Raw genomic sequence first — 16,622 nt, 5'->3', positions numbered from 1 at the left:
CCACCTTTTGGTTGAACGCTGTAACTCCGTTAACTTTAGTGGTGATTTAGCGTCAACAACTTGAACCTTTCATTCATCATCAAGCTGTTCTTGCCAATCGTCTGGACGCTCATCTTCACCTCGACTCTGCCAGTAAGCGTCATTGTTGGGATTAAGCTGATTGCTATGATTATCGTCATCATGTTTAGACATAATTACTTACCTCCCTGCTTACCATTGCCAGAATTCTTTGCCGCTGCACTCTGCGCTTTTGCAGCAAAACTACCCTTAGCTACCGTTCCTCCGTTTTGAGTTGCAGTTGAGCTTTGAATACGAGCGGCTGCTTGTTGGGTCATTGGGGTTTTATTGCTCATGTTATTTCTCCAATTTAGGGTTACGTTGGCAGGAGCCCCTACCAACGAAAGAGATTGTGCCTGAGCTTTTGGGGCTTGCAGTGGGGGGGAAATCGTCCAAATTTACATATTTTTGAATTTGCCCCGTATTCAATTGATTTTGTTAGCTGTTATTTGTGCTATGCCTCTGTAATATAAGAGCCTGCATGATTACATCAAAATCAATCGTATAAAAATCAGATACAAAAGATGTCTTTAATCATCTGGTAAAGGGATGGATATGGATCAGGATGAACTACATAAGGTCGAGTTACCCGCTATTGCCCAATTATCGCTATTAGGTTGGCAGTACATTGCGGGAGCTAAACTCACACCTGAATACCATGAAAGACCCTATCTACGGGATGTCGTGCTGGTGGGACGGCTCGAAGCCGCCATTAAAAGAATTAACCCTTGGATTAACGATGAAAACCTGCGCAAGGTTTGCCGTGATCTCACCCATCCAAACTTTGTCGGCTTGATGGAATACAATCAGGCCATCTATCAAACCTTAGTAAATTACCTTTCAGTAGAGCAAGACGTTGGTAAAGGGCGTAAAAGCCAAACTGTAAAATTGATTGATTTTGATAACCTTGATGCCAATGAGTTTATCTGTACTTCACAGTTTAAAGTCGAAGGTGTAAACCAAAATATCATCCCCGATATTGTTTGCTTTATTAACGGCTTACCGCTGGCTGTGATCGAATGCAAATCCCCTTACATTTCAGCGCCGATAAGCGAAGGGATTAACCAACTACGCAGATATGCCAACCTACGCAATAGCGTCGATGATGAAGGCGCACAACGGCTTTTTTGGTACAACCAACTGATGGTATCGACCTGTCGCGATCAGGCCAAAGTAGGCACAATTAGCTCTAATGCATCCCACTATGCTGATTGGAAAGATGCCTATCCCTTTACCGATACCACGTTAAGCGAACAGAATTTATCTCAGGCGTTTAGCTGTAATAACCTCGACGATACGCAGGTTAACGATAACCCTGCACTGTACACCGCCACCAGCTCAAACCACGATGCAATCACTGCGGTAACAGCACAACAACGCTTGATTGCAGGTATGTTCAGCCCTGCTAGCTTTCTCGATATACTGCAAAACTTCATTATATTTGAGCCAGTTGAAGGCAAGCTGATTAAGAAGGTGGCACGTTACCAGCAATATAGAGCCGTAAATAAAGTCATTGAGCGCCTTAAAACAGGCCAAGACCGCAAAGAGAAGTCGGGCGTGGTATGGCATACCCAAGGCAGTGGCAAATCACTAACCATGGTCATGCTTGCTGTTAAAATGCGCCGAGAGCCTGTGCTTAAGCAATACAAACTTGTGTTTATTACTGATCGTACTCAGTTAGATGAACAACTATCTAGCACCTTCCGCGCCGCCCAAGGCGAAACAATTTATAACGCGGGTTCAGTTGCGGAGCTAAAAGCACTGCTGAAAAAAGACAGCTCGGATCTTGTGACTGCAATGGTGCAAAAATTCTTAGACCTAGAGAAAGAGCTGAGTGCTAACAATGAAAACGAAGGTTTTGTTAACTTAAACCCGAGTGACAAAATTATCGTTCTTGCCGATGAAGCCCATAGAACTCAGTTTGGCGGCCTTGCCATGACCATTAACGCTGCCCTACCTAATGCTCCTAAAATTGGGTTTACAGGCACACCACTACTAAAAACTCAAAAAATGGATAAAGCTTTTGGGGGCTATATTGATGAATACAAGATCAATCAAGCGGTGGATGATGGCGCAACAGTTCGCATTTTGTATGAAGGCCGCCAAGTAAAGACCGAAGTCGCTGGAGAGTCATTAGACAAACTGTTTGAGGCTTACTTTGGTAGCTATAGCAAAGAAGAACAGCGGGAGATTAAACAAAAATACGGTGTTGAGCGCGCAGTTCGCGAAGCACCTGCCCGCATTCGCTGGGTTTGCATGGACTTACTTGAACACTACCGAAAGCACATACAACCAGACGGTTTTAAAGCCATGATAGTGGTGGGTAGTCGCCATGCGGCCACCATATTTAAAAAGACCTTAGATGAGTTAGGTGCGCCACCTAGTGAAGTGATTATCTCGGGTGATCACAACGATGAAGCTTATATTGCTGTTCATACCGACAAGACAAAGCAAAAGAAGATTATCCAAGACTTTACTAAACCATTATCGGAAGACCCTGTCGCATTCTTAATCGTGAAAGACATGCTACTGACAGGGTTTGACGCACCGATAGCACAGGTGATGTACATCGATCGTAAACTACAAGACCATACGCTGATGCAGGCCATTGCTAGAGTGAACCGTACCTATGCAAAAAAAGAATGCGGCTTTATTGTCGATTACTTTGGACTGTCGAACCACCTTATCGAAGCGATGGAAATGTTCAGCAGTGATGATGTAGAAGGCACGTATCAAAGCCTTAAAGATGAAATTCCCAAGCTAAAAGCTACACACACCCTCGCCATTTCATTTTTTAGACATATCAAGAATAAAGACGTTGATAGTTATGTACTGGCACTCAAAGAGGAAACTGTTCGAGCACAGTTTGATATGGCATTTAAGCGATTTGCAAAGCAAATGAACATCATTCTGCCCGATGTGGCCGCCGCACCATTTTTAGCCGATATGAAACTGCTGGGCAAAGTCCATAATTCCGCGCGAAACCAGTACCGTGATGCAGGTTTAGATATGACTGATATCGGCGCTAAAGTCCGTAAGCTGGTGGACGAACATATTTTAAGTACAGGCGTTGATCCCAAAATACCGCCTATTGACCTACTGGCAGCAAATTTTAAAGAAAGTATTCGACCAGAAAAATCGACTGAATCTAAAGCCTCAGAAATTGAAAGCGCGATTAAGCACCATATTACCGTCAAGCTTGAGGAAGACCCAGAGTATTACAAATCACTCAGCCTAAGACTCAGAGACATTATCGAGAAGACTGCTGGACAATGGGAACAACAATTAGAACTGTTATTGGCTATGGTCGACACAATTGAGATAGACCGTCGTAGAGCCGCCCAAGATGCAGGACTTTCCGAAACTGAGTTTGCCTTCTACAACATACTTACTGCTGAAGTGACCCAAACAAGCGACATTGAAGTCATAGACGAGCAACAGTTAATTGAGATAAAGACGATTACTCAAAACCTTGTCGCAATGCTTGATGAAGCTACGCAGATAGTCGACTTTTTCAACAAGGGGGATGAGATAAAACGGTTGAAAAAAGAGATAAAACGCGCCGTTATTGATGCATCATTTAGTAATGTAGAGTTGATATCTAATCTGCAAGATAGATTTATGGAATTGGCAAAACACAAGTTTAATAAACAGTGACCATCAGTATGAAACCAGCCGAATTCATTCAAGCTAAAGGTTATCAAGCACGCGTTACCCGAACCTCGAGAGCCAAAACTGCCTCCATAAAAGTTGAAGAAGGCATGGTTAGCGTGGTCGTACCCAAGGCATTACCCATAGAACGAATCGAGCGAATATTACAAGAAAAACACCAATGGATTATCGATAAGATTGCCCTGCACAAGGTACTAATTACCTCATCAGAAAAGCAGTTTGTCTCTGGTGAGGCTATGCCATACCTTGGCCGCAATTATCGCTTAAAGGTACATGCAGGCAGTTTTGAGCCAGTAAAGCTGGTGCAAGGACGATTAGTCGTTATTGTCCCCGAAGGTTCAGTCCGTTCAAACTTAGTAAGGGAAGCACTTATAGGCTGGTATAAACGCAGTGCATTACTCAAACTCAGGGAAAAGGTTCGACGTTATGAAAAAGTTATGGGAGTTACCCCTAAATCCGTCAATATCAAAACCTTCAAAAGCCGTTGGGGTAGCTGCAATCCTAAAGGTGATTTAGATTTTAACTGGATTATTGTTATGGCTCCTAACCGCATTGTCGACTACGTGGTTGTCCATGAATTGTGCCATTTAAAGCAACTCGATCACTCCCCACTCTTTTGGAAGGAGGTTGAACGAGTAATGCCTGATTACGCGGAATGCAAAGAATGGCTTAAGAATAACGCCCCAAAACTAACATTCTAGCGCCACTCAAAAAGACCACTGCAAAGTGGTCTTCGTTCAATCTCAACTAAAACACCAACCCTTCAGGCAACTCATCATCTTCATCTATTATGGGCTCTACGTATCCCTGAGCTTCAACATCATAACCAAGCTCACGTAATCGATTGATAATTGCCCATGGTGAGGCTTTACCGTTGCCAGTCATGCTTATACCGTAAACATCACAGCCACCAATCATAACTCGCTTCAACATAGCGTCTATCTTAGGATCTTGCGCTCGATATGGCGCAATCTTAAATGCCTCTTCAGTATCTACAGTTATAATGATGTGCTCTGTTAAACTTAGCGCGTCAATGATCATGTGTTCACCTCTTAAATTGATAACTTACTGCTGGCATAAAAGCTTGCGTTATGAATACTTTAGTTTTTGCCTTTGCTCTTGAAAGCTAGCCCCCCAGTAGTAGCGTTGATTACCGCACATATAGCAGGAGCAAATGCATGGAGTTACCAAACAAATTCCAAGAAATTGGGTTGATTGTTTAGGGCTGCCTCCCCAATAAATAGCCCTATATTTTTTGAGACGAACATTATGATGGCGACGAATTGCACGCTTCGAAATTTTCACTTTCATACTCCCGAACTGGACTAACTATTCGGGTGGTCACTCCTTCGAATGACCACCACATTCGGTATCGGGATTTCGTTAACAAAAACATAAAACCTCTCAATAATAAGTTGGGGCGTAACAGATTAATATTTATGCTTTCCGTTTCAAAATGGACACATTATCAGGCTTATCCACCAGCAATTTTAAACGTTCAACCCACATATCTAAGGCTATCTTTTTCTCGGGGATATATTGGCTGCGATTATAAATAGCCATAACCCCACCCAATTTATGCCCTAATAGCTGCTCAACAACGTAAGGGGCAACGCCTAAGTCATTCATATAGGTTGAGATAACTCGACGTAAATCATGCAAAGTCCACTTTTCAGAATGTCCTAGTTTCTTCCATAAAGAGCCACCATAAGCGCTGACAGTCGCATCTTCTTTAAACTTTCCAAGAATGAGATCACTAGATTTACCATTGCCTTTCAGTTTCACCATGAACTCTTTCAAGTCATCAGGAATTGGCCTAACGATCTTGACCATTTTGTTTTTATTCTCCCGCGAGTGAACAGTCCATAATCCTTCCTCGAAATCCCATTGTGACCAAGTAGACTCCCTAACTTCATGGGTTCTAGCACCAAAAATAACCAATAGTTTAAACAAGTTGCCGTAATACTCTGGTAATACATCGGAATTAAGGAGTTTGATGAAATCAGCTAGTTCACGCTGACTGAGAACTCTATCCCTTTTATTTTGCTTTCTCCCCACATCTTGAATTGTTAAGGAGTCCAACGCAGTAGTGTGCACAAATTGCCTATTTTTACAAAAAATCAAAGCCTGTTTGATGTTCTGCAGAACATAGCCCGAGGCAACCGGTGCCGGACGTTGCTTACTTGGAATACCTTTACTTATACGATCAAAGCATTCAATCCAATGTCTTGTTTCCAAATCTGTTATAGGCAAATGCCCTATATACGGATAGATATGCTTAACAAATTGTGCCCGATGCTTTTCATGGTTTTTCCTACGAGTAACAGCTTGTTCCGTATACCAATACTCAAGCGCATCTTTAACAGTGATGGGATTAAATGATTTTTCTCGTCCAATAGAGCGTTGGATTTTAGGATCTTTTCCATTCGCTAACCATTCACGACATTGATGTGCCATCTCCCTAGCTTTAACTAAAGATAATTCTGGATAGTCTCCTAAATCCATCCTGTAATTTTTGCCATCAATTTTGTACCTATATTGCCAACGAACTTTACCTAAGGGGCTCACTCTCGCCCCTAGCCCTCTACCATCTGAAAGCTCAAATGCTTTGGGGTGATTTTTATTTAAAACCGCTCGAATATTTTTGTCGTAAAGCTTCATCAATGACTCTTACTTATTAGCTTAAATTTCAGGGTAAATATCAGGGTAAATATCAGGGTAAATATCAACCTACAAATCTCTTTCGAAAAAAGCTCCTTAAATAGGCTCTATCCGACCCAGAATATGCACACCAACACGCACCCAATATGTACCCCCATATGTACCCCTAGTTAACCATAAGAATGAGTCAACACCAATACAAACCCGCACAAAAACCCACCAAACAATCACAATTACATACACTTGTAGTTTCAAACCTAACAAACCAAAAACAACAGAAAACGACTATTTAGTTAATACGGCATGAACTAATCCGCAAGGATTAAGCTGTTGTATTAAAAAGGCGAGTCAGCAATGACTCGCCTTTTTGCTTTATTAGCGACAATTCCCCGCCATAGCACAGCAATAGAATGACACTGACCTTGAGGCAACTTAGCTACTCCCTTAGAGATATTTCACTGCATGAAATGTGATATTCCCGACTAATTTAGTCAGGATTTATTGCGCCAATATAAAGCTGCAAATATTATGCATGTAAAATTATTCTCGCTTTGGAGTGTTGCTATGTTATCTGCCCATCTCTCATCCGAAAACTCAGTTGAAGCACAGTCAGCCTCAATCACCCCATGGCTTGAACGCAAAGTGGGTGAATTGGTCGCCGAGGATTTTCGCCGCGCCCACGTGTTTAGCCAATTTGGTATCGATTTCTGTTGCGGGGGTGGTCGAGCACTCGCCAATGCCTGCGAGCGAGCAGAAGCCAATCCTGAGCAAGTCGTCGCCGCATTGGAGGCGGTTTCCCACTCGGGCGCCAAAGAAGATGAACTCAATCAGTTGCTACTCGACCAGTTGATTGATTATATCGAGCGCACCCACCATCAATACGTTCGTGCTAAGGCACCGTTATTGCTCGAATATTCAGAGAAAATGGTACGTGCCCATGGCGAGCATTATGCGGAGATTATTCCCTTCGCTGGCTGGGTGCGCGCCTTAATTGAAGACTTAATGCCGCATCTGATGAAGGAAGAAAATATCCTCTTCCCCGCGATCCGCACCATGAGCCAAGGCGAGCAAGTGCAAGGTTGTTTTGGTCATATAGGCAACCCGATCAATGCGATGCAATACGAGCACGAAGAAGCTGGGCAAATTTTGCAAAAGCTACACGAGTTAACCAATGACTTTACGCCGCCTGAATACGCCTGCACCACATGGCGCGTCTGTTATGCGACTCTGGTCGAATTTGAGGCGGACTTGCACAGACATATCCATTTAGAGAACAACATTCTCTTCCCTAAGGCGCTACAACTTGCCTAGTACAGACTGCTCGTTCACACCCAAGGCCAGCACAACTGCTGGCCTTTGTTATTTTGGCGTGTTACAAAAAGTGGTGTGCTACGCAAGGAGCCGCCGCCATGACATACCCAACATTTGCACTCGATGATATTGGTTCACTGCATGAATCCGCCCAAGTGGAGTTTAAACTCGCGCGGGGCCGCGATGGTCAAGGTCAACTCCCCGAAGATATTTGGGCGACCTACAGCTCCTTCGCCAACACCTTAGGCGGAGAGATTATCCTCGGGGTGCGTGAAGAACACGGTCATTTCACCATTGAAGGCATTCCGAATCCCCTACCCGTATTACAGGAGTTTTGGGAAATCCTCGATGATCCAAGCCGCACCAGCCATAATATTCTGGCGATTTCCGATGTGCAGCTAATTGAAATTATGAATAAAAAGCTGATAAGAATTCGTGTACCACTCGCGCCAGAGCACCTAAAGCCCGTGTTTATCGGCACCGATGCTTATACGGGGACTTATTTTCGCGTGGGGGATGCCGACATGCACGCCAGCCGAAGACAAGTCACACAAATGCTGCGCCGCGCCCATCATTGCACTAAGCAACTCAAGGCACGTTAAGCCATTAAAAACCTGCGAGTAAATATCCACCCATAGCGGCAATCGCCACGCCCGATACCCGCATTAAGCTGCGCTGGCCCGTCAGGCGCTGCATGCCTAATCCTAACATCACTCCGCCGAGATGAATGACCGCAGTGCCAAACAAGAAACCGAAGGCATAGAGTACGGGGCTGGCGAGTTCAGGCATTTCCATCCCATGGGCATGACCGTGGAAAATCGCAAACACGCCCACAAAGGCCATGGCAAACAACAGCGGAAGTTGGCGGTCGAAGGCTATCGCGAGCCCAAGCAATAAGACAGATAGCGCAATGCCAATTTCGACAAAGGGAACAGGAATCGCATAAAGACCTAAAATGCCACCCACCAACATAAAACACACAAAGGCTAAGGGCACTGTCCAAATGGCGCGGCCGCCCAATTGAGTACTGAGCATGCCCACACTCAACATGGCAAGGAGATGGTCAAACCCTAAAACAGGGTGGTTAAAGCCCGCCATAAAACCACCACCGGAGTGGATTTCGTGCGCCGAGGCAGGGGCAATAAAAGATAGACTCAAGAGCAGCAACAAACTTAAACGCACCATACAAATTCCTTGTTAGTGATGGCGTAACAACCGAGTGAAATGATTGTGAACACTCTACGGTAAAGCCGCGAAGCAGTCTTTGATCCTTATCACCTTAAGCTATCGCTTAATTCAACCGATAACATTGCTCAAGTTCTTAAACCAAGTTAAGGCAGTAACATTTCCAGCAGAGCATCGAGGTTCGCAATTTCCATATGGGGCAAGAGCGCTGCGATAGGTAGCGACGCCACGCGGCCAAAACTCGGATTCAGCCAAACCGACTGGCACCCTGCTAAGCGGGCACCGCGAACATCGGCATTCATACTATCGCCAACGTGCAACAGTTCATCTAAGCCGATATCTAACCTTTCACAGGCCTGTGAAAACATATCCTTAGCAGGCTTCATCCGCACACCACTGCCAGGATGCAGCACAAACTCGAACACATTACTTAAGCCAATGCGCTCTGCGTCCACATTGCCATTGGTGATACCAATCAACCGAAAATGGGCCGATAAGCGTGTGAGTAACGCTAAGACGTCGTCTGAAACCTGAAAATGGCTGCGATGGAAATAGAAACAATCCAAACCTTCCTGCGCGCCCCGTTTCGCCTCCGACTCGCTATAACCGAGCAGCGATAGGCCTTTGTGCAGGGTCGCAATTCGCGCCGCCGAGGTGTCATGGGCGAGGGCGGGATTTTGCTGTAATAACTGTAACTTGAGCAGTCGCCATTGCTGCGGTTGCCAAGCTTGAGTCAGCGGAAAAGCCTGATGCAAAAACTGCGTTAGCTCGGCTTCGGCATTCAGAATATGAGGCTCGTTATCGTATAGGGTATCGTCGAGATCGAAGCTGATCGCACGGATATTCTGGGGTCTAAGATAACAACGCATTATTTATCCTGTTGTTTTTTCGCTCTAGGATGGGCGTTATCATACACCTTAGCTAAGTGTTGGAAATCTAAACTGGTATAAATTTGCGTGGTCGACAGGTTTTCGTGGCCCAATAATTCCTGCACCGCCCGTAAATCGGCACTGGATTCCAGCATGTGCGTCGCAAAGGAATGGCGTAACTTATGGGGATGCACCCGCATAGAAAGCGCCTGCTCCTGACCCCATTTGCTCATACGCGCCTGAATGCTGCGATGGGATAAACGCTTGCCCTTCTCGGTGACAAACAATGCGTTATCTTCACAGGAAATTTGTTTGCGGCACTTAAGCCAAGCACTGATGGCCTCTATGGCGTAACGCCCAACGGGGACGATGCGCTCTTTGTTGCCTTTGCCTAACACGCGCACTTCATGCTGATCGTATTGCACACTGGATAAGTCCAGCGCCGCCAGTTCAGCCAAGCGCAACCCGCTGGAGTAGAACAGCTCCATAATGGCTTTATCACGCAGGGTTAGCGGATCATTGCCCTCAATCGCGAGCAGATGCGAGATAGAATCGACGTCGATATTCTTAGGTAACGGTTTGGCTTGCTTGGGCGCGCTCAGCCCCTTGGCAGGATTAAGTTCAATCACGCCTGAGCGCAATAAAAACTCTCCCCACTGTTTGATGGCCGACAACCACAATGATAGCGAGCGCGGGCTCAAGCCCTTGCGATGCAGCTTAGCAAGCACCTGTTGCCAATGCTCACGGCCCACATTGAGCAAATCAACGCCCTCGGGCAGTAACTCGCTCCCCCGCTGCAACTCGTACATATAATTGCGAACCGTATGCGCCGATAACTGACGCTCAGACTGCATATAGGTTTGAAACTGCTGCAAATAGGACTGACACAGCGGGGTCATCTCCAGCTCCTCATCATTAGGGAATTGAGGCAAGGCGGACCATCTACCTTAAAGTTTGGCGAGCATATGTGCGAGTAATCGGCGTAATTGCTCGAGCAACATATTGTCCATATCGGGATGGAAATGCGCCGCATCTTGGCTAGCAACGGCAAAAATCATCGGAATTTCATCGGCTAACTTCACTAACGCGACTGAGCCCACTTCGCTACCAAACAGGCGTTTCGCTTCCTGCTGAGTTAAGCGGCCAAAGTAGTAATCCTTACGCAGACGCTGCGCCCAAATCGCTTGCATCTCCACATCGGCATCTAACACGCTGATCAAACGCACATGGGTAAAATTAAACTGCGTCTTTAAACTATCGGCCAGCACTTCTTTAAGGGCTTCTAAATTAACGCAATTGAGTAGCTTGAAAGACAACTCAGTGTTAAACCGAAATATCTTTTCATTGCGTGCCGCCATCGCCAGCAGACTGGTAATTTCTTCTTCGAGTTGCCCAACCCGTTGGCGCAGCAACTCTTGACGACGCTCGACCAAGGAAATCGCGCCGCGCTCCGAATGGGGTAAACGCATCGCAAGTAACAGCTCGGGATAACGATTAAAAAAGTCTGGGTTATCGAGTAGGTACTCGCGAATAATCAACTCATCGAAGGGAAGATCGGTCTGCGGCATCAAAGGCTCGGTCATAACTGAATTTGTCCATCGTAGACGTGCTGCGCCGGCCCCGTCATCCACAGGGGTTTGCCTTCGCCTTCCCAATTGATGGTTAAGGTGCCACCCGGCAAGTCGACACGTACCTGTTGATCGAGTTTGCCTTGGATTTGCCCAACCACCACAGCGGCACAAGCGCCAGTACCACAGGCTAAGGTCTCGGCCGCACCACGTTCATAAACTCTAAGCTTGATATGGCCCGAATTTACCACCTGCATAAAGCCGACGTTTACTCCGCGCGGGAAGCGCTCATGCTTAGTGAGCAGCGCACCAATTTCGGCGACATTGGCGTTAGCAACATCTTCGACATCGAGCACGCAATGGGGGTTGCCCATCGACGCCGCACCACATAAAAAGGTTTGTTGTGGTGTTTGCAGCAAGTAAGTTTTTTCGGCCTTTTTGGCTTTGAAAGGAATTTGGCTTGGGTCGAGCACGGGCACACCCATGTTCACAGTGACGGTGCCGTCACGTTCGAGGCGAAGAGTCATCTTACCCGCAGAGGTGCTCACGCGAATTTTATTCTTATTCGTCAGCCCTTTATTACGAACAAAGCGCGCAAAACAACGGGCGCCATTGCCGCAGTTTTCGACCTCACCACCGTCGGCATTAAAGATACGATAGTGAAAATCCAAATCGGGATCATAGGGCGGCTCAACCAGTAAAAGTTGGTCGAAACCTATGCCAAAGTTACGGTCGGCTAAACGGCGGATCTGCTCAGGCGAAAAGAACACGTTCTGCGTGACACCATCGACCACCATAAAATCGTTGCCCAGTCCGTGCATCTTAGTGAATTGGATCAAGATACTTATCCTTTAAGCCTAGGCGCCGCCATTAACTAGCCAAGCGCCTGAATCAATATAATTTTCTAGTTTACGGCAGGAGTTGCTCACCTTGCCAGAGCTGCGCTAATTTTTCTCGCTCACGCACCAGATAAGCCTTGTCACCATCGACCATCACCTCGGCCGCACGCGGACGAGTGTTATAGTTTGAGGCCATGGCAAAACCGTAGGCGCCGCTCGAGCGCACAACCAGTAAATCCCCCGCCGCAATCGCGAGTGCTCTGTCTTTACCTAAAAAATCACCGGTTTCGCACACTGGCCCTACGATATCAAACACTTGTGCCAGTTCATCCCTTGGATTTACCGGAATGATATTTTGCCAAGCACTATAGAGTGCGGGGCGAATTAAGTCGTTCATCGCGCCGTCGACAATCGCAAAACGCTTATCGCTGTTTTCTTTAAGGTACAGCACCTGAGTGACGAAAATCCCCGCGTTAGCGGCAATGGCACGACCCGGTTCGAAAATTAACTTGAGCTTACGATCGCCTAAACGCGCGAGCAGTGCAGCGGCGTAAATATCAGGATGCGGCGGCGTTTCATCATCATAGGTCACCCCTAGACCACCACCCACATCGAAGTGTTCAATCACGATGCCTTGCTCGGCTAGACGGTCGATAAGGGCTAACATTCTGTCCATCGCATCGAGGAAAGGCTGGATCTCGGTCAGCTGTGAACCGATATGGCAATCGACCCCTTTGACCTGCAAATGTGGCAACGCATGGGCACGGGCGAATACAACTTCGGCCTCATCCATGGCGATACCAAATTTGTTTTCTTTAAGGCCGGTTGAGATATAAGGATGCGTACCGGCATCGACATCGGGATTCACCCGCAGTGACACTGGGGCAACTTTACCTAAGCGGCCTGCAACGTCATTAAGTTGTTCAAGCTCGGCGCTCGATTCGACGTTAAAGCAATAAATACCAAGGTTAAGCGCCTGCTCCATTTCAGCAACGGTTTTACCTACGCCCGAAAACACCACTTTGGCAGGGTCGCCACCGGCTTCAATCACCCGCGCTAACTCACCGCCCGAGACAATATCAAAACCACTGCCTAAACGAGCCAATACATTCAATACGGCTAAGTTCGAGTTGGCTTTCACCGCGTAACACACTAAATGTGGATGGTCGGCCACCGCATTGTTAAACGCATGCCAGTGACGTTCGAGCGTCGCACGGGAATAGATATACAGTGGCGTGCCATACTGCTGGGCTAAATCATTGACCCGACAGCCTTCGGCGTACAGGGTATTGTCTTGGTAGAGAAAGTGATCCAATGTCCGATTCCTTACTGCGCTTTGTTGTAATTATGCTGATTATTATTGTGTTTTTTCAGTTTCAGCTTGAGGCTCCGCAGTGTCGGCTGGGGTTGCCTCACTCTTCGGCGCCTTGATTTTTGTAGGCTGACTCACCTCTGCGGGAGAGGATTTATACAGGGGGCCTTTTTGACCGCATGCTGTAATGAATAGGCTACCAAGCAATAACAATAAAAACAGTCTCATTTTTCTCAACATCTGTGCATCTGGTGACTAATAGCCTTATAATCGCACCCATCTTGACGAAAGCAAAGGACAGAAATGCATGGCCATGACAGATACAGAATTTCACCAGCTCGCCGATGACATGTTCCAAGCGATAGAGACCGCTATCGAAACCGCAATTGATGAACAAGACGCCGATGTCGATATTGATGCCAGCGGTAACGTGTTACAGCTGGAATTTGTCGATGGTTCGAAAATTGTCATCAACAAACAAGAACCTTTGCATGAGATTTGGGTTGCGACCCGTTTCGGTGGCTATCACTTTGGTTTTGTTGATGGTAAATGGATTGATGGTCGTAACGGTGGCGAGTTTATGCCCTTTGTACAGGACTCGATCCTTCGCCAGAGCGGTATCGCACTGAGCTTCTAATAAGCGCGTGCAGCATTGCTAAGCGGGAGCAACTCCCGCTTAAAACTCCACGTTAGCGTTATTGATATCGACCCCAAAGGGCATCACCGTTAGCTCGCCCGCCACCCGCACCAGATGGAAAAACTGCGGAATATTAAACCTCGCCTTCGCGGCATAATACTCATCAAATACATAGTGATGGCTCACTTTGTTGACCAACTCCACCATATTCGAGCCCGGCTGCACATAATGACTGAGCTGATTATCTTCATCGAGAATAAACACGTCCAAACTTTCGGGCCGCTGCCGTAGGAAATATTGAATCGCTCCCTTAGCCGCAAAGTTCTGAATAATTTTCGGCATACTCGAAAAGGGATCGTCGCCCAACTCGGGCCGAGGCAATTGCACTAGATGACTGCGTGACAGCTGCTGATAGAAGGATTTAGCATCGCTCAAGTCCTGATACGCCATCCCCAAGGGATTAAAGAAGATCCCATAACGGGTATGACTGATTTGCAGCGGCTGCACTAAGGTGCTCGATTGTTGCACCTGTTGACAGAGGCGCACAGTTTGTTTCAGCAGGTTTTTCACCGCTAACTTAAGCTGAGGCCTGAGTTTTTGTGAGCAGCTAATCACATCCATATCCACCGGATGGGTCGCACGCCTTAATCCCGGGGTGACAAACGATAGCGCCTGCAACACCGCGGTTTCACCTTCAAAACGGTGGCATTGCCACTCTCCCCAACTATTGAGGCAGATGGCATCGAGGGCGCCGAGCATATTTTCCTTCTTACGGCCCAATGAAAACACGTTGGCATTCATCACATCGACCATCATCTCCTGCCCGTGCCAGTGGACGGTTGGGTCGCAGTCAAGATTGAGCACAAAAATAAGCTTTCTAAAATGCCAGGGCTGGCATAGGTCGAGTTTCGACACCCGCCAGTCATGGTCGATAAAGTTAAGCAGTCGCCTTGATGCCTCGGTTAAGCGCCGAGATTTAACCTTACTCTGGCCAAACTCATACCATTTGGTTTCTGGCGTCGACACACCATTCAAGCAAGCCCAGATCATCAATGCCGAGGGGGTTTTCCCCTTGCAGATCGCCGATTCACCCAATAGATTTTGCGGCTTTGGCCCTTGGCGGTAGAGGTAATATTGGTTTTCCTTGGTGCTAGACACCATGGTCACTTCAGATTCGGCGACCGAGCGGCTCCAGAGCAGGTTCAACTTAGCGATTTGGTCTTCATCTTGGCTGAAGTAAGTGTGCAGCTTGCGGGTGAGCATCCCCAGCTCTTCAATCCTGAGTCCCTCGTTCAACTCATGGGTCGAGGCGAAGCGCAGCAGCGTCTGGTAACTCGCCAGCAGCAACTCGTTGAGTTGCTCGTTAAACCAGTTCAGTTGTCCGCTATGCCAATGCTCACAGTCATCTAAGGTCGAAATCAAGCTGTCGGGCCACTGCCATTCTTGCACTAGTTTTTGCATTTTGGCGTAGCGCCAATCTTTGCCTTGATCCGCGATACTCAAATACACGCCACATTTGAGATAAAAACAGCGGCGTACAATCTCGAGTCTACGATTATCATTCTGCTTTAACAGGTAAGCCTCAATGACCTCATAAATCGCGTAATAGGCATCGTTAGAGGTGGAGAAATCGCCCGCTAAGGTCTTTTGCCACAACCTATCGCACAACAGCTGCGAATGGGGATATTCACTCGCATAGGCTTCCAGTAGCAGTACTTTTATCAAGGCCTTATGGGGCTTATTAAGGCCTTTATAGAGCTGCCACAGCGACGCCCCAAAGTACTCACTCGCCGGTAGCTCGTGCACATTACCTAGATACAACAGCTCTGGATTGAGCTTGGCATCGGGCCACCATGCAATGGTTTTACCCGCTAACCGAATTTGGCTACGGTAAAACTCCTCAAGCAATAACCAGTGTTGCGTACTGCCGCTGTGTTCATGGGCCATCGACGATTGGCAACCCGAACGCTGCGACATATCGCCACAAAACTGCTGCGGGTGAACCAAGTAAAAGTTCACCTCAAATTGATATTCGGCAAACCAAGCGGTTAAGCGCTCGGTTTTTAATTTAATTGAGGCTAAGTCGTCATCACACAGCTGTGCATGGTGCACTAACCATACATCCACGTCGCTCTTGGCATTCTGGCCAAAACTGGCCGTACTGCCCATGGCGTAAACGCCTTCAAAAGCCAGATTTTCAGCCTCGTTGGCGCTAAAGGGGAGCTTAAACACATCGCAGGCCTGCGCCTCAAATGAGTCTGGGCAATAGCCTTGAATGCCACTTGGGGTATTGGGGTCAACAAAGCCAGGATACTGGACGCTATTCTGCTGAATAAGAAAGGGGATTAAACGAAACAAATGCTTTTGCAGCGGCGACAACAAGGCTAAAGCTCGTGCGATACGAACTTGATTAAGTCTTTCTGCGATATCAGGAAATTGACCTTGTTGATCCATCCAAGAAAACGACGCTCAAGCACGAGTAAGAAGTGTGCTCATGTTAACACTTTTGCA

The 16,622-nt window shown here is 46.9% G+C and carries 17 protein-coding genes; 5 read left to right on the top strand and 12 right to left on the bottom strand.

Annotated elements, in window-relative coordinates; translation table 11 throughout:
- Positions 1-69: 69 nt before the first annotated feature.
- Entirely contained in the window at positions 70-192 is a 123-nt protein-coding gene (locus tag K0H59_RS21190; RefSeq protein WP_258405884.1) for a hypothetical protein, read from the bottom strand.
- A 2-nt stretch (positions 193-194) separates the two neighbouring features.
- Positions 195-353 (bottom strand): hypothetical protein, encoded by a 159-nt coding sequence (locus tag K0H59_RS02000; protein ID WP_220054495.1) that lies wholly within the window; start codon positions 351-353, stop codon positions 195-197.
- Positions 354-606: 253 nt separating this feature from the next.
- On the opposite strand from K0H59_RS02000, the gene K0H59_RS01995 reads away from it, so the two are divergent.
- Positions 607-3,714, top strand: a complete 3,108-nt coding sequence (locus K0H59_RS01995) for an HsdR family type I site-specific deoxyribonuclease (protein ID WP_309304157.1) — start codon at positions 607-609, stop codon at positions 3,712-3,714.
- Positions 3,715-3,722: 8 nt separating this feature from the next.
- Positions 3,723-4,430 (top strand): M48 family metallopeptidase, encoded by a 708-nt coding sequence (locus K0H59_RS01990; RefSeq protein WP_220054493.1) that lies wholly within the window; start codon positions 3,723-3,725, stop codon positions 4,428-4,430.
- Positions 4,431-4,476: 46 nt separating this feature from the next.
- Here the strand turns inward: K0H59_RS01990 and K0H59_RS01985 are convergent, their stop codons facing one another.
- Together K0H59_RS01985 and K0H59_RS01980 are read right to left on the bottom strand one after the other, a co-directional pair.
- A complete protein-coding gene (locus K0H59_RS01985; RefSeq protein ID WP_220054492.1) occupies positions 4,477-4,770 on the bottom strand; it encodes a hypothetical protein in 294 nt (97 codons plus the stop codon).
- A 396-nt stretch (positions 4,771-5,166) separates the two neighbouring features.
- Complete coding sequence (locus K0H59_RS01980) at positions 5,167-6,390, bottom strand: site-specific integrase (protein ID WP_220054491.1); 1,224 nt, start codon at positions 6,388-6,390, stop codon at positions 5,167-5,169.
- A 564-nt stretch (positions 6,391-6,954) separates the two neighbouring features.
- On the opposite strand from K0H59_RS01980, the gene ric reads away from it, so the two are divergent.
- Together ric and K0H59_RS01970 are read left to right on the top strand one after the other, a co-directional pair.
- Positions 6,955-7,701: an iron-sulfur cluster repair di-iron protein gene (gene ric, locus K0H59_RS01975; RefSeq protein ID WP_220054490.1), complete on the top strand. Its 747-nt coding sequence runs from the start codon at positions 6,955-6,957 to the stop codon at positions 7,699-7,701.
- Positions 7,702-7,799: 98 nt separating this feature from the next.
- The gene (locus tag K0H59_RS01970; protein WP_011715618.1) at positions 7,800-8,303 is read left to right on the top strand and encodes a helix-turn-helix domain-containing protein; all 504 of its coding nucleotides are present in this window, start codon (positions 7,800-7,802) and stop codon (positions 8,301-8,303) included.
- A 4-nt stretch (positions 8,304-8,307) separates the two neighbouring features.
- Here the strand turns inward: K0H59_RS01970 and K0H59_RS01965 are convergent, their stop codons facing one another.
- The 7 genes from K0H59_RS01965 to lptM form a co-directional block, all read right to left on the bottom strand.
- Positions 8,308-8,886 (bottom strand): HupE/UreJ family protein, encoded by a 579-nt coding sequence (locus K0H59_RS01965; RefSeq protein WP_088211934.1) that lies wholly within the window; start codon positions 8,884-8,886, stop codon positions 8,308-8,310.
- A 146-nt stretch (positions 8,887-9,032) separates the two neighbouring features.
- Positions 9,033-9,755 carry an HAD-IA family hydrolase gene (locus K0H59_RS01960; protein WP_088211935.1) on the bottom strand — a complete coding sequence of 241 codons (723 nt, stop codon included), beginning with the start codon at positions 9,753-9,755 and terminating at the stop codon, positions 9,033-9,035.
- A complete protein-coding gene (xerC, locus tag K0H59_RS01955) occupies positions 9,755-10,654 on the bottom strand; it encodes a tyrosine recombinase XerC (RefSeq protein WP_220054489.1) in 900 nt (299 codons plus the stop codon). The genes K0H59_RS01960 and xerC overlap by 1 nt, the downstream gene beginning before the upstream one ends.
- A gap of 48 nt (positions 10,655-10,702) precedes the next feature.
- On the bottom strand, positions 10,703-11,338 hold the full coding sequence (locus tag K0H59_RS01950; RefSeq protein ID WP_088211937.1) for a DUF484 family protein: 636 nt from the start codon (positions 11,336-11,338) through the stop codon (positions 10,703-10,705).
- Positions 11,335-12,162 (bottom strand): diaminopimelate epimerase, encoded by an 828-nt coding sequence (dapF, locus tag K0H59_RS01945; protein ID WP_011715615.1) that lies wholly within the window; start codon positions 12,160-12,162, stop codon positions 11,335-11,337. Before dapF ends, K0H59_RS01950 begins: the two co-directional genes overlap by 4 nt.
- A 70-nt stretch (positions 12,163-12,232) precedes the next feature.
- Entirely contained in the window at positions 12,233-13,477 is a 1,245-nt protein-coding gene (lysA, locus tag K0H59_RS01940; protein WP_220054488.1) for a diaminopimelate decarboxylase, read from the bottom strand.
- Positions 13,478-13,519: 42 nt separating this feature from the next.
- Positions 13,520-13,714 (bottom strand): LPS translocon maturation chaperone LptM, encoded by a 195-nt coding sequence (lptM, locus tag K0H59_RS01935; protein WP_088211940.1) that lies wholly within the window; start codon positions 13,712-13,714, stop codon positions 13,520-13,522.
- A 67-nt stretch (positions 13,715-13,781) separates the two neighbouring features.
- Here lptM and cyaY point away from each other — a divergent pair, with 67 nt between their 5' ends.
- Positions 13,782-14,111, top strand: coding sequence for an iron donor protein CyaY (cyaY, locus tag K0H59_RS01930; protein WP_011621196.1), 330 nt, complete (start codon positions 13,782-13,784; stop codon positions 14,109-14,111).
- A gap of 39 nt (positions 14,112-14,150) precedes the next feature.
- On the opposite strand, the gene K0H59_RS01925 is transcribed toward cyaY, so the two are convergent.
- Positions 14,151-16,565 (bottom strand): class I adenylate cyclase, encoded by a 2,415-nt coding sequence (locus tag K0H59_RS01925; RefSeq protein WP_220054487.1) that lies wholly within the window; start codon positions 16,563-16,565, stop codon positions 14,151-14,153.
- Between the last annotated feature and the right edge of the window lie 57 nt (positions 16,566-16,622).

The organism is Shewanella sp. FJAT-51649, assembly GCF_019457435.1.
GTDB lineage: Bacteria > Pseudomonadota > Gammaproteobacteria > Enterobacterales > Shewanellaceae > Shewanella > Shewanella mangrovisoli.
The sequence above is the reverse complement of the archived record's forward strand: the minus strand, read 5'-3'. Positions and strand labels throughout refer to the sequence as shown.

What these genes read in the sequence shown, in the direction of transcription:
- K0H59_RS21190 (WP_258405884.1), bottom strand. Translation starts at nt 192, where the DNA reads ATGTCTAAACATGATGACGATAATCATAGCAATCAGCTTAATCCCAAC.
- K0H59_RS02000 (WP_220054495.1), bottom strand. Translation starts at nt 353, where the DNA reads ATGAGCAATAAAACCCCAATGACCCAACAAGCAGCCGCTCGTATTCAA.
- K0H59_RS01995 (WP_309304157.1), top strand. Translation starts at nt 607, where the DNA reads ATGGATATGGATCAGGATGAACTACATAAGGTCGAGTTACCCGCTATT.
- K0H59_RS01990 (WP_220054493.1), top strand. Translation starts at nt 3,723, where the DNA reads ATGAAACCAGCCGAATTCATTCAAGCTAAAGGTTATCAAGCACGCGTT.
- K0H59_RS01985 (WP_220054492.1), bottom strand. Translation starts at nt 4,770, where the DNA reads ATGATCATTGACGCGCTAAGTTTAACAGAGCACATCATTATAACTGTA.
- K0H59_RS01980 (WP_220054491.1), bottom strand. Translation starts at nt 6,390, where the DNA reads ATGAAGCTTTACGACAAAAATATTCGAGCGGTTTTAAATAAAAATCAC.
- ric (WP_220054490.1), top strand. Translation starts at nt 6,955, where the DNA reads ATGTTATCTGCCCATCTCTCATCCGAAAACTCAGTTGAAGCACAGTCA.
- K0H59_RS01970 (WP_011715618.1), top strand. Translation starts at nt 7,800, where the DNA reads ATGACATACCCAACATTTGCACTCGATGATATTGGTTCACTGCATGAA.
- K0H59_RS01965 (WP_088211934.1), bottom strand. Translation starts at nt 8,886, where the DNA reads ATGGTGCGTTTAAGTTTGTTGCTGCTCTTGAGTCTATCTTTTATTGCC.
- K0H59_RS01960 (WP_088211935.1), bottom strand. Translation starts at nt 9,755, where the DNA reads ATGCGTTGTTATCTTAGACCCCAGAATATCCGTGCGATCAGCTTCGAT.
- xerC (WP_220054489.1), bottom strand. Translation starts at nt 10,654, where the DNA reads ATGACCCCGCTGTGTCAGTCCTATTTGCAGCAGTTTCAAACCTATATG.
- K0H59_RS01950 (WP_088211937.1), bottom strand. Translation starts at nt 11,338, where the DNA reads ATGACCGAGCCTTTGATGCCGCAGACCGATCTTCCCTTCGATGAGTTG.
- lptM (WP_088211940.1), bottom strand. Translation starts at nt 13,714, where the DNA reads ATGTTGAGAAAAATGAGACTGTTTTTATTGTTATTGCTTGGTAGCCTA.
- cyaY (WP_011621196.1), top strand. Translation starts at nt 13,782, where the DNA reads ATGGCCATGACAGATACAGAATTTCACCAGCTCGCCGATGACATGTTC.
- K0H59_RS01925 (WP_220054487.1), bottom strand. Translation starts at nt 16,565, where the DNA reads ATGGATCAACAAGGTCAATTTCCTGATATCGCAGAAAGACTTAATCAA.